General features: G+C 71.4%; 11 protein-coding genes. 1 reads left to right on the top strand and 10 read right to left on the bottom strand.

The window, feature by feature from the left end; genetic code table 11:
* Nucleotide 1: 1 nt before the first annotated feature.
* The 5 genes from ACFW3D_RS10820 to ACFW3D_RS10800 form a co-directional block, all read right to left on the bottom strand.
* Nucleotides 2-259, bottom strand: a complete 258-nt coding sequence (locus ACFW3D_RS10820) for an acyl carrier protein (protein WP_500503646.1) — start codon at nucleotides 257-259, stop codon at nucleotides 2-4.
* A 28-nt stretch (nucleotides 260-287) separates the two neighbouring features.
* Complete coding sequence (locus ACFW3D_RS10815) at nucleotides 288-1,508, bottom strand: ketosynthase chain-length factor (protein ID WP_500503645.1); 1,221 nt, start codon at nucleotides 1,506-1,508, stop codon at nucleotides 288-290.
* A complete protein-coding gene (locus ACFW3D_RS10810) occupies nucleotides 1,505-2,773 on the bottom strand; it encodes a beta-ketoacyl-[acyl-carrier-protein] synthase family protein (RefSeq protein ID WP_500503643.1) in 1,269 nt (422 codons plus the stop codon). Before ACFW3D_RS10810 ends, ACFW3D_RS10815 begins: the two co-directional genes overlap by 4 nt.
* The gene (locus ACFW3D_RS10805; protein WP_089225060.1) at nucleotides 2,770-3,207 is read right to left on the bottom strand and encodes a cupin domain-containing protein; all 438 of its coding nucleotides are present in this window, start codon (nucleotides 3,205-3,207) and stop codon (nucleotides 2,770-2,772) included. Before ACFW3D_RS10805 ends, ACFW3D_RS10810 begins: the two co-directional genes overlap by 4 nt.
* Nucleotides 3,208-3,288: 81 nt before the next feature.
* Entirely contained in the window at nucleotides 3,289-4,389 is a 1,101-nt protein-coding gene (locus ACFW3D_RS10800; RefSeq protein WP_500503641.1) for a SchA/CurD-like domain-containing protein, read from the bottom strand.
* Between the two features lie 140 nt (nucleotides 4,390-4,529).
* Between ACFW3D_RS10800 and ACFW3D_RS10795 the strand changes: the two genes are divergently transcribed.
* On the top strand, nucleotides 4,530-6,167 hold the full coding sequence (locus ACFW3D_RS10795) for an FAD-dependent oxidoreductase (RefSeq protein ID WP_500503639.1): 1,638 nt from the start codon (nucleotides 4,530-4,532) through the stop codon (nucleotides 6,165-6,167).
* Nucleotides 6,168-6,371: 204 nt separating this feature from the next.
* Here ACFW3D_RS10795 and ACFW3D_RS10790 read toward each other — a convergent pair whose 3' ends face one another.
* From ACFW3D_RS10790 to ACFW3D_RS10770, 5 genes are all read right to left on the bottom strand, one after another.
* Nucleotides 6,372-7,304, bottom strand: coding sequence for a scabin-related ADP-ribosyltransferase (locus ACFW3D_RS10790; protein WP_500503637.1), 933 nt, complete (start codon nucleotides 7,302-7,304; stop codon nucleotides 6,372-6,374).
* 288 nt (nucleotides 7,305-7,592) lie between these two features.
* The gene (locus tag ACFW3D_RS10785; RefSeq protein ID WP_500503634.1) at nucleotides 7,593-7,967 is read right to left on the bottom strand and encodes an ATP-binding protein; all 375 of its coding nucleotides are present in this window, start codon (nucleotides 7,965-7,967) and stop codon (nucleotides 7,593-7,595) included.
* Between the two features lie 377 nt (nucleotides 7,968-8,344).
* Nucleotides 8,345-9,112 (bottom strand): enoyl-CoA hydratase/isomerase family protein, encoded by a 768-nt coding sequence (locus ACFW3D_RS10780; RefSeq protein WP_500503632.1) that lies wholly within the window; start codon nucleotides 9,110-9,112, stop codon nucleotides 8,345-8,347.
* Between the two features lie 58 nt (nucleotides 9,113-9,170).
* Entirely contained in the window at nucleotides 9,171-10,349 is a 1,179-nt protein-coding gene (locus ACFW3D_RS10775; protein WP_500503763.1) for a L,D-transpeptidase, read from the bottom strand.
* A gap of 202 nt (nucleotides 10,350-10,551) precedes the next feature.
* Nucleotides 10,552-11,688, bottom strand: a complete 1,137-nt coding sequence (locus ACFW3D_RS10770) for a L,D-transpeptidase (protein WP_500503762.1) — start codon at nucleotides 11,686-11,688, stop codon at nucleotides 10,552-10,554.
* Nucleotide 11,689 lies beyond the last annotated feature (1 nt).

Below are 11,689 nucleotides of genomic sequence, written 5' to 3'. Positions count from 1 at the left end.
CTCAGACTCCTGCCTTGAGTGAGTTGTTGACGACGTTCATGAAGGCGCCGGGGGTCTTGCACGAGTCGGCGTCGCCGGCGATCGGGATGCCCCGGTCGTTCTCCAGGGCACCGACGATGCCGAGCAGGCCGAGCGAGTCGAGGCCGTACTCGGCGAAGGGCGTCTCGGGGTGGCCGCTCAGCAGGGCCACGTCGACGGTGATGCCGGCATTGGACTTCATCAGGGCGGCGAGTTCGCCGTAGGTCAGTTCCTTGCTCATGGAAGAGCTCTCCTTCACTGCGCCTGCGTCACGACCGGACGACCAGGGCCGAGTTGGAACCCATGAGGCCGCGGCTGAGCACCAGCGCGGTCCGCAGTTCCGCCGGCCGGGGCCGGCCGGTGACCAGGTCGAGGTCGTGGCAGGTGTCGGTGATGTTGGGGGTGGGGGGCACGACTCCGTGCCGCAGGGCGAACACGGCGGCGGCCACATCGAGCACCGGGGCGCCGCAGTAGGCGCGGCCGGTACCGGTCTTGGGAGCGGTCACCGGGATCTTCGGGGCGCGCTTGCCGAACACGTCGGCCAGTGCCTGCGCCTCGGCGCGGTCCGCCTCCGGGGTCCCGAGCGCGTCCGCGAAGACGACATCGATGTCCCCGGGTGCGCACGCGGCCTCCGCGAGGGCGTCGCCGATGGCGCGGGCCAGTCCCTCGCGGGACTCCGCCCAGCGCGAGGCGCCGGTGAAGGTGGCGCCGTGCCCCGCGATGACGGCCTGCACCTCGGCCCCGCGGCCGGCGGCGTGCCCGGGGTCCTCGACCACGAGCATCGCGCCGCCCTCGGCGGGGGCGAAACCGCGGGCGTTCCGGGTGAAGGGCAGATAGGCCCGTTGGGGGTCCTCCTCCAGGCTGAGTTCCTCGTATCCGAGCTGGCAGACACCCGAGTACGGCGCCAGCGGCGCCTCGGCGGCGCCGACGACGACGGCCCGGGTGCCGGTGCCGCGGGTGATGTTGCGGCAGGCGTGGGCGATGGCGTCGAGGCCGCCGGCCTCGTCGCTGGCGACCACGCCGCACGGTCCCTTGAAGCCGCCGCGGATCGAGATCTGTCCGGTGCTGGCGGCGTAGAACCAGGCAATGGACTGGTACGGGCCGACGAAGCGCGGCCCCTTGCCCCACAGCTGCTGGAGCTCGCGCTGGCCGAACTCGCCGCCGCCGGAACCGGCCGCGGTCACCACTCCGATGTCGAAGGGTGCCTCCTCGTCGAAGCGCAGTCCGGAGTCGGCGAGTGCCTGGTCGGCGGCCGCCATCGCGAAGTGGGTGAACCGGTCGGTCTGCACCGTGTAGCGGTCCTCGACGACCGCCGACACCTCAAAGCCGCGGACCTCTCCCGCGACGCGAAGCGGCAGGTCCCGGCAGCCCTCGCGGCTGATCGCGTCGAGGACGGCGACACCTTCCCTGGTCGCCTTCCAGAATGCGTCGGCTCCGATGCCGTTCGGCGCGACGACGCCGATGCCGGTGACCACCGCTTGCGTGTTCATCGCTGGTTCCCCTCCGGTCGGTTGAGGACCACCGCGGACTGGAAGCCGCCGAATCCGCTGCCGACGGACAGCACGGCGCGCAGCTTCAGCTCACGGGCGGTGCGCGGGACGTAGTCCAGGTCGCACTCCGGGTCCGGGGTCTCGTAGTTGGCGGTCGGCGGCACCACGCCGTGGGCGAGGGCCAGGGTGCAGGCGGCGAGTTCGATGGCGCCGATCGCACCCAGGGAGTGGCCGACCATGGATTTGATGGAGCTCATGGGCGTGGAGTAGGCATGTGCGCCCAGCGAGCGCTTCACCGCCGCGGTCTCGTGGCGGTCGTTCTGCTTGGTGCCCGAGCCGTGGGCGTTGACGTAGTCGACGTCGGCCGGGTCGAGCCTGGCGTGGTCCAGGGCCCGGTCGATGGCCTCGGACATCTCCAGGCCGTCGGTGGTGAGCCCGGTCATGTGGTAGGCGTTGCCGTACGTGGCGTAGCCACCGATCTCGCAGTAGATCCGGGCCCCCCGGGCCTTGGCGTGCTCCAGTTCCTCCAGGATGAGCACGGCGCCGCCCTCGCCCATGACGAAGCCGTCACGATGCGCGTCGAAGGGCCGGGAAGCGTGGGCCGGGTCGTCGTTGTTGGGGGAGGTGGCCTTGATCGCGTCGAAGCAGGCCACCGTGATGGGTGAGATCGGGGAGTCGGACGCGCCGGTGATGACGACGTCGGCACGTCCCTCCTCGATGGTCTGGAACGCGTACCCCACAGCGTCGAGACCCGAGGTGCAGCCCGTGGAGACGGTCTGCACGGGGCCGCGGGCGCCGTGCCGTTCTGCTATCTCCGAGGCGAGCGCGCTGGGCGCGAACGCCCGGTGCAGGTGCGCGCCCGCCTGGCGGTGGTCGACGTCCCAGCGGGCGCCGCGTTCGCTGACTCGTATGTAGTCGTGTTCCAGCCGGGTGGTGCCTCCGACGGCGGTGCCGAGGGAGACCCCGACCCGCCAGGGGTCCTCCTCGTCCAGTTCCAGCCCGGCGTCGCGGACCGCCTCGGCGGTCGCGACGAGCGCGAACTGGACGTACCGGTCGGCGCGTTCCACGTCCTGCGGACTCAGCCCGCAGGCCGCCGCGTCAAAGTCGACCTCGGCGGCGATGCGGGACCGGAAGCCCGTCGGGTCGAAGAGCGTGATCCCGCGGGTCGCCGTCCGGCCGGCGGTGAGCAGTTCCCAGAAAGCGGGGACCCCGACACCGCCGGGGGCGACGACACCGGCCCCGGTGACCGCCACCCGGCGGGTCATGACGCCGCGTCCTCGGTCTGCTCGGTGACCTCGGTGTCGACGTGGCCCAGCTCCGGGCGCGGAGCGAGCGGACCGAGGTGGAAGACGAGCCGGGCCTCGGTGTCGCCCACGTTCCGGAAGCGGTGGCGGACGTACGGCGGGATCATCAGGCCCTGCTCCGGGCGGAGCACGTGGGGCTCGCCGTCGAGGTCCACCTCCAGCGCGCCGCACACCACGTACACGAACTCCTCCGAGTACGGGTGGTAGTGCTCGCCGATCCGGTCACCGGGGTCCACGAGCGCGACGCCCATGAAGCCGCTGGTGGCGCCGCACGCGGTCGGGGTGAGCATCGCCCGCAGGTCGCCGCCGCGGCGGCGGTTGTGCGGGGTGTCCCCCAGGTTCACGATGGTCGGCGTGAACGGGACGTTCCGTTCGTTGGTCAGAAGATCATCCATGCTTGCCTCCTCCGGCGGGGGCCGGTCCGGGGCGCACCCCGGACCGGCCGGTACCTGCCGGCTGCCAATGGCTCGGACGGGTCAGGACGTGGCCGCGCTGCGGTCGGTGAGCAGGCGCATGTCGCACTCGACGAGGAACCGCTTCAGGCCCTGCTCGTCCGCGAGGTCCCAGTCGGGACCGAGGTCGAGCAGCCTGGCGAGGACGCCGGCCTTGTGCTTGCCGGCGGCGCCCACGGCGACCAGCGGGACCTCCTCGACCGGGACCCGCAGGTCCACCAGTCGCACGACGATGTCCTCGCGGAGGTAGACGGTGCTGCGCGCGAGCGGCCCCTTGGGGGCGTCCACGGCCTCCTCGTCCTGCTGGGCGAGCATCTTGGCGACGGCCGGGCCGGAGCCCGCCTTGGCCGGGTAGATCAGGGCGTGCCGGCTCAGCTGCTCCGGCCGGTCGGCGCCCATGGCGACGTGGTGCACGGCCGGGAGCGCGGCGCGGGCGAAGAACTCCCGTGCCGAGCCGGGGTCGTTGAGGTCCCGGTCCACCTCCAGGTAGGGGTTGATGGCTTCCTCGACCGCCCGCACCTCGGGCTGGCGGGCCACATGGCGCAGTGCCCTGGCCAGGTCGCCCTCCACCTCCACGGCGCGCACGACGCGGTTGCCGTGCATGAACAGCGAGGTGCGGCGCAGCCGCGTGTTCTCGTCGACCACGGCCTGCGGCGAGGTGTAGCCGGACAGGATGTCCGCCACCTTCTGTTCGCTGCCGGGCTTCACGGTGAAGGTGATGGCGTGGCGGATGATCCCGTCCCCGACCCGCGGCACGGTCTGCATGCGACCGGACTCGTAGGAGGTACGGGTCTCCCGCAGCACCCCGAAGCGGAGCGAGCGGGTGTCCTTCACGCAGCCGTGCATCGGCTGCACCATCTCCAGATGGGTCGGGCTGTCCACCCAGGCGAGGAAGTGCAGCGCACTGTCCCACTCACTGGTGATCAGCCACTGCGAGGGATTTTCGATCGACTGGCAAAGCTGGTCGCTGACGTGTCCGGGCACGGCAGCGACACGGCGGCACATCTGGTCATACGCATCAAGAAACCGCTGCTCGGCACCGTCCTCGACTTCAAGCATGAGGACGACGCGCAGGCGATTGCCATCGAGCGCGGACTGCGAGACCTTTTCGGCCTGGGCCGGCATATTCCACCTCTTCCGAGAGCGAGCAACCCCCGAGGTCCGTCGTCCAACGATCGTGCTGTGGTGGCCCAACCGGTGCGAGATATGTGATCCAATTGGGTGACGGGCGAAAATACTCCCGGTAATCGGGCATCAAGGGACCTATGACTCCACAGGCCGAAGACCGGGTCCCGGTCCTCATCGTGGGGGGCTCCCTCGTCGGGCTCTCCACCTCAGTCTTCCTGGGCCGGCTCGGCGTCCGGCACGTCCTCGTCGAGAAGCACCCGGGTACCTCCATCCACCCCCGTGGCCGCGGCAACAACCTGCGGACCATGGAGCTGTTCCGCACCGCCGGCGCCGAGCCGCTGATCCGGCGGGCCGCCTCGGTACTCGCCGACAACCACGGCATCCTGCAAGCCGACTCGCTGACCTCGGACAACGCGGAATGGCTGTTCCGGGAGATCGACCCGGGCGGCCGGCTGTCCGGCATCAGCCCCAGCGGCTGGTGCCTGTGCAGCCAGAACGACCTGGAGCCGGTGCTCCTGGACTACGCCCGGGAGCTCGGCGGCGACCTGCGCTTCAGCACCGAGCTGCTGTCGTTCACCCAGGACGACGACGGCGTCACCTGCGAGCTGATGGACCGGGAGACCGGCGAGCGCAGCACCGTCAGGACCGACTACCTGGTCGCGGCCGACGGCCCGCGCAGCCCGGTGCGCAGCGCCCTGGGCATCGGGCACAGCGGCCGCGGCGACCTGTTCGCCAACATCAGCGCGACCTTCCGCGCCAAGCGGCTGGCCGACGCGGTGGGCGACCGCTACTTCATCGCGTGCTACCTGACCAATCCGGACGCCGACGGGGTGCTGCTGCCCGTCGACAACCAGGAGAACTGGGTCTTCCACGCACCCTGGCACCCCGAACGGGGCGAGGCGCCGGAGGACTTCACCGACCACCGGCTGGCCGCCCACATCCGCACCGCGGTGGGTGTGCCGGACCTGGAGGTCGAGATCACCGGCCGGGCCCCCTGGCGGGCCGCGGAGCGGGTCGCGGACTCCTACGGCCGCGGGCGGGTGCTGCTGGCCGGCGACTCGTGCCACGAGATGTCCCCCACCGGCGCCTTCGGCTCCAACACCGGTATCCAGGACGCCCACAACCTGGCGTGGAAGCTCGCCGCGGTGGTGGGCGGCTGGGCCGGTCCGGGGCTGCTGGAGACGTACGAGGCCGAGCGCCGCCCGGTCGCCGTGGCCACCAGCGAGCGGGCCTCCGCCCGTTCCGCCGAGCACGCCCACCCCGGTTACGCGCCGCCGGCGGGCGGTGGTCCCCAGAAGGGGGTCCTGGTGGTCGCGCTGGGCTACCGCTACCCCGAGGGCGCCTTCCTCGGCGCGGATCCGGGGCGCCCGGTCGTCCCCGAGGACTTCCGCCCGGTCGCCGAGCCCGGTGGCCGTTCCCCGCACGTGTGGGTGACCACCCGGGAGGGCGAGCGGCGCTCCACGCTGGACCTGTACGAGCGCTCCATGGTGCTGCTCACCGGAGACGGCCCGAAGGGCACGGCCTGGCACGACGCGGCCCGCTCGGTCGCGGAGCGTCTCGGGGTGCCGCTGCAGGCGTACCGGCTCGGTGAGTCCACCCAGGCCGACCTGGTGCCCGAGGCGGGCACGGACTGGACGGCCGTGCACGGCATGACGCCGAGCGGCGCGATCCTGGTCCGCCCGGACGGGTTCGTCGCGTGGCGGAGCCGGGACGCCGTGGAGGACCCGGCGGCAACCCTGGAAGAGGTGCTCGCCTCGGTGCTGCGCCTCGGCTGAAAGCCCCGCCGCAGCACCTGCCGAACGGCGGCCGCCACGCTCACCGGAGCGCTGGTGGCCGCCGTTCGCGTTGCCGTGACCGGGGCGATCGCCCACGGGCCGGGATGAGGAACGGCCCGTGGCGAAGCGGGCTCCGCCGCGGGTGCGGTGTCCGGCCGGGGCCGGTCACCGCACCGCACGACGGAGCGGGTACCGCGGGTGCCGTCAGCCCACCGGGCCGTCCCCGCCCTCCACCGGGGTCCGGGGTGCGCCCGGCTGGGCGACGGGCGGCGCGGCCGGCCGGGCCGCCGGAGGCGTGCCCTGCTGGACGGGCTGGGGCGCGGCCGGACGGCCGGCCGGTGACGCGCCCGGCCGGACCGCCGGAGGCGCTGACGGCTTGACGGCGGGCGGCTGAGCGGCGGGCGGCTTGACGGCGGGGGGTTTGACGGCAGGGGGTTTGACGGCGGGCGGCTTGACGGCGGGCGGCTTGACGGCGGGCGGCTGGGCGCCGGGTTCCTTCACTCCCGTCCAGTCGGGGGCGGGCCAGCCGCGCCACGGCGAGTACGCGGGGTTGGGCACGCACCGGGCCGTGAGTTCGGCCTTGGTGGCCTTGTCCACCGGGCAGGCCTTCACGATGAACTGCCGCGCGACGCCCCCCGGGAAGACCACGCCGGTACGGGCCGAGCGCAGTTCCCGGGTGCCGAGGGTCTCGTCGAGCTCGATGCCCCCGGGGGCGTCGATGTAGTAGTGGTAGACGGTCGTCCGCTGTTTGAGGGCCTCGTGGTCGTAGGTGGTGGCCACGAACGGCGAGGGCTGCTCCCGCCGGGCATAGGCCTGCAGGTCGTACTCGCCGTCGCTCACGTCCTCGGGACGCAGCCCGTCCTTGAAGACGGACTCCGGCGGGCGGTCGTCGCCGCGGAAGAGGGCGTTGCAGTTGGAGCGCCAGCTCGGCTCGCCGGGCCTGATCCGGTCGAGGTCGACGCTGGTGTCCGCGGCCGCGTAGAGCCGGTCCGGGACGACGGGGCACCATTCGGGGACGGCCGGGTCGCGTGGAAGACCCGGGTCGACGGCCGCGGCGGCCGTGCAGACGGGGAGTGCGAGCACCCCCAGCGAAAGGGCGGCGGCGCAGAGCCGGCGCAGTGTACGCAGTGCGATCATATGCCCACGATCACCCCGGTATCGCCCGGTCGCCGGAATGGTCACCCTTGTCGGCGTGTCCCGCCGGAAGACAGAAGAGGCCCCTGCGCATCGTTGTGCGACGCTGCTGGGGCCTCTCGATTCGTCGTGGAGCCAGGGGGTGTGATCCACGACGCCATGGGACGACCGAGCCCGGGTCATGGGGGTCGTGCTCCACAACTATACGAGACATCGCAGCTGAAACCTCACGATGTGGGAGTGAGGTGGGACACTGACCTTGCAAACGCAGGTTAGCTGTTCATTTGCCGTTCAGCGGTCCATGACCCGCATTTCGAACCAGGTGGTCTTGCCGCGCGGCAGCAGGTCCACGCCCCAGCGGTCGGCGAGCTTGTCGATCAGGAAGAGCCCGCGTCCGCTCACGTCCATCTCGCGCACCGGCATCAGGCAGGGCAGCGCCCGGGAGGGATCGCGCACCTCCACCCGGATCCAGCCGCGGCGGCGCAGCATGCGCAGACCGAAGGTCCGGGCCCCCGTGTGACGCACGGCATTGCCCACGAGCTCGGAGACGAGTAACTCGACGACGTCGTTGAACTGGGGAAGCCCCCAGAGCCGCAGCACCGACCGGGCGAGCCGGCGGGCCGCGGCCGCGGACTCCGGTCGCGAGGTGAGCCGCACCTCGTCCACGGAGGGACTCCCCAACAGATCGAGGGACGTCGCCGCCAGATCGTCGACCGCCGTGGGCGGCCACCCCGCCGCCGGGACCGTTACCCGCTGCGGCTGCTCAGATGCTCCCTGCTGCCCCGCCATGCTCTCATGATGGCCGTACACAACGGCGGTTCGGGGCGGATCGGGGGAATTGACGGGGCGGAACGCGTCATTCCGAGTTGCCGTACTGGCATATGTCAAGGGCAATGATGGATCTCACGCGACCCCCCTCACCTGCACGAAGGGGGCGCCCGCGACGAACGGCCGGTGAAATCGGCGCAGGTCGCCTTAAGGTCCTCTTAAGGTCGGCTTAAGGCGACCAGACGGCTGCCGGCTGTCACTCAACCGGGTTCGCTCTAGCGGAACTTCGCCTTGCCCGGACCCTCCTCGACGAAGCTGCGCATGCCCGTCGTACGGTCCTCGGTGGCGAACAGCCCTGCGAACAGGTTCCGTTCGATGGTGAGGCCGGTCTCCAGATCGGTCTCCAGACCGGCGTCCACGGCCTCCTTGGCGGCGCGCAGCGCCAGCGCCGGCCCGCGGGCCAGCCGCTCGGCCCACGCGCGGGCCTCGGCGTACACCTCCGCGGACGGGACCACCTTGTCCACCAGACCGATGGTGAGCGCCTCTTCGGCCTTGACCATGCGGCCGGTGAAGATCAGGTCCTTCGCCTTGGCCGGGCCCACCAGGCGCGACAGGCGCTGCGTGCCGCCCGCGCCGGGGATGAGGCCGAGCAGGATCTCGGGCTGGCCGAGCTTGGCGTCCGCCGCGGCGATCCGGATGTCGGCGCAGAGCGCCAGTTCGCAGCCGCCGCCGAGGGCGTAACCGGTCACGGCGGCCACCACCGGCTTGGGGATCCGGGCGACCGCCGTGAAGGAGTCCTGCAGTGCGCGGGACCGCACGGCCATGGCCTCGTAGTCCATGACCTGCATCTCCTTGATGTCCGCGCCCGCCGCGAACACCTTCTCGCCGCCCCAGATCACGACGGCCCGTACGTCCTCGCGCCGGGACGCCTCCTCCGCCACCTCGCGGAGCCGGTCCTGGGTCGCGATGTCCAGGGCGTTCATCGGGGGACGGTCCAGGCGGATGGTGCCGACACCCTCGTCGACCTCGAGATTAACTGTCATGGCCGACGAGGGTATCCGTGAACGCCCGTTTACGCTGCGACGTGCCTCACGGGGCGCGTCAGGAGGCGGGGGTCCACTGGCTCCACGGCAGGTTCCAGCCGTTGAGCCCGTTCCACCACTGCACGGTCTTGTCGTGGGAGTTCCTGACCTCCACGACGTCACCGATCATCGAGCTGTTGTAGAACCAGGAGGACGGGGTGGCGCCGTTGCCGCCGCGCACGTCCCGCAGGCCCACGCAGCCGTGACTGACGTTGGCGTTGCCGAACGTCCCCGACGAGGCCCAGTAGTTGCCGTGGATGAAGGTGCCCGAGGTGGTCAGGCGCTGGGCGTTCGGCACGTCCTTGATGTCGTACTCGCCGCCGAAGCCCACGGTGTCGCCGTTCATGCGGGTCACCTTGTACCGCTCGGTGATGACCATCTTGCCGTTGTAGGTGGTCGTACCGGGCCCGCCCGAGGTGATCGGGATGGTCTTCAGCAGCTTGCCGTCGCGGTAGACCTTCATCGTGTGCTTCGCGGCGTCCACGATGCTGACCTGGCTGCGGCCGATGGTGTAGTGCACATCCTTGGACTGGGTGCCGTAGACGCCCTTGGCGGCCTGGACCCCGTTCAGCCGCAGGGAAAGGGTGATCTTGGTGCCCTTGGCCCAGTACTTCTCGGGACGGAAGTCGACGCGCTGGTCGCCGTACCAGTGGCCGACGACGGGGACCGAGGGGCTCGCGGTCACCTTGATCGCGTCCTGCACCGCCTTCTTGTCGGTGATCGCCCGGTTGAACTTGAGCGAGACCGGCATGCCGACGCCGACCGTCTGGCCGTCCTCGGGGGTGAAGAAGCCGATGAACGTGTCCTTCGGGGTGACCGTGGTGAAGCTCGCGTGCTTCGCCGACTCACGGCCCGCGCCGTCCTTGGCTATCGCGTCCACCGAGTACTTGGTGGAGGTGCCCAGCGTCTCGGTCGGCTCCCAACTGGTGCCGTCGGCGGATATCTTGCCCTCGACCGGGTCGCCCTTGCCGCTCTTCACCACGACCGAGGTGAGCTTGCCCTTGCCGGCGGTGACCTTGAGGTCCCCCGCCGTGGCCACCTCGTCGGCGCCGTCCTCCGGCGCGATGGTGACGACGGCCTGCGACTCGGTCGTGTCACCCTTGCCGCCCTGCGAGGCCGAGGCACCGGGCCTGGCCTTGTCGCCGTCCTTGCTGTCGCCGCTGGCGCTGCCCCCGCACGCGCTGACCAGGAGCAGCATCGCCCCCACCGCCAGGGCCAAGGTGGTCCGCCTTGCGCCCGGCGCGCCCTGTATCGCCTTCAACTGTCGTCTCCCCAAAACCGGCCCGTGGCCCCGTGGCCCAAGTGTGAGTCCCCCTCACCTTGCGCTTAGAAAACCACACGAAACCGGTGTTGTGGATCCCGGTATTGTCACCGTTCCGTCCCAGTCGCCGGGCCCGGTCTCAGGCGCCCGCCACCCACTGCTCCCAGGTCATGTTCCAGCCGCCCAGACCGTTGTCCGGAGAGACGGTGCGGTCGTGGGAGTTGACCACGGTGACCAGGTCGCCGACGAGCGAGTGCGCGAAGAACCAGCCCGCCGGGGTGACCGCGCCGCCGCCCTTCACGTCGTAGAGGCCGACGCAGCCGTGGCTGGTGTTGGCCGCGCCGAAAGTGCCTGGGGCGGCCCAGTAACTGCCGTGCACGAAGGTGCCGGAGCGGGTGAGCCGCATGGCGTGCGGGACGTCGGGGATGTCGTACTCGCCGCCGAAGCCCACCGTGTCCCCGTTCATCCGGGTCAGCCGGAGCTTCTCGGAGATGACCATCGCGCCGTTGTAGGTCGGGTTGGACGGGGCTCCCGCCGAGATCGGCAGGACACGTGTCACCTGCCCGCCGCGGCTGACCGTCAGGGTGTGCGCGGCGGCGTCCACGGTGCTGGTCTGGTCCCGGCCGATGTCGAAGGTGACGTCCTTGGACTGCACCCCGTAGACCCCGGGGGCGGTCTCGACGTCGCGCAGCCGCAGCGAGAGCGTCACCTTCGTGCCGGGGAGCCAGCGTTCACGGGGCCGGAAGTCGAGGCGCCGGTCGCCGAACCAGTGCGGGGCGATCTCCACGGCGGGCGAGGAGCCGACGCGGACGGCGCGCTCGACGGCCTCGCGGTCGGCGACCGGCCGGTTGAAGTCCAGGGAGACGATCATCCCCGTGCCGACGGTCTGGCCGTCCTCGGGGGTGAAGTAGCCGATGAGGGTGTTCTTGGGGACGAGGGTGGTGAACACCGCGTGCTTGGCGGCGCGCCGGCCTCCCGTGTCCTCGGCGACGGCGTCCACCGTGTACTTCTCCGAGAGCGACAGCCTGGACCGGGCGTGCCAGCGGGACCGGTCGGCGGTGAACACGCCCTCGACCACCTCCCCGTCCCCGTCCTCGACCTGCACGGAGGTGAGCCGGCCGTCCTGGGCCTCGACCGTGAGCGGGTCGTCCGCCTCCACGTCACGGGCTCCGTCCACCGGAGTGATCCTGATCCTCGCCTCTGACACCGTCGGGGTGTCGTCGGCCGGCGCACCGCTGTCCGCCGGCCCGAACCCGAGCCCGCACGCCGTCAGCATC

The organism is Streptomyces sp. NPDC058864, assembly GCF_042742985.1.
GTDB lineage: Bacteria > Actinomycetota > Actinomycetes > Streptomycetales > Streptomycetaceae > Actinacidiphila.
This window is presented reverse-complemented; position numbering and strand designations above follow the sequence as displayed.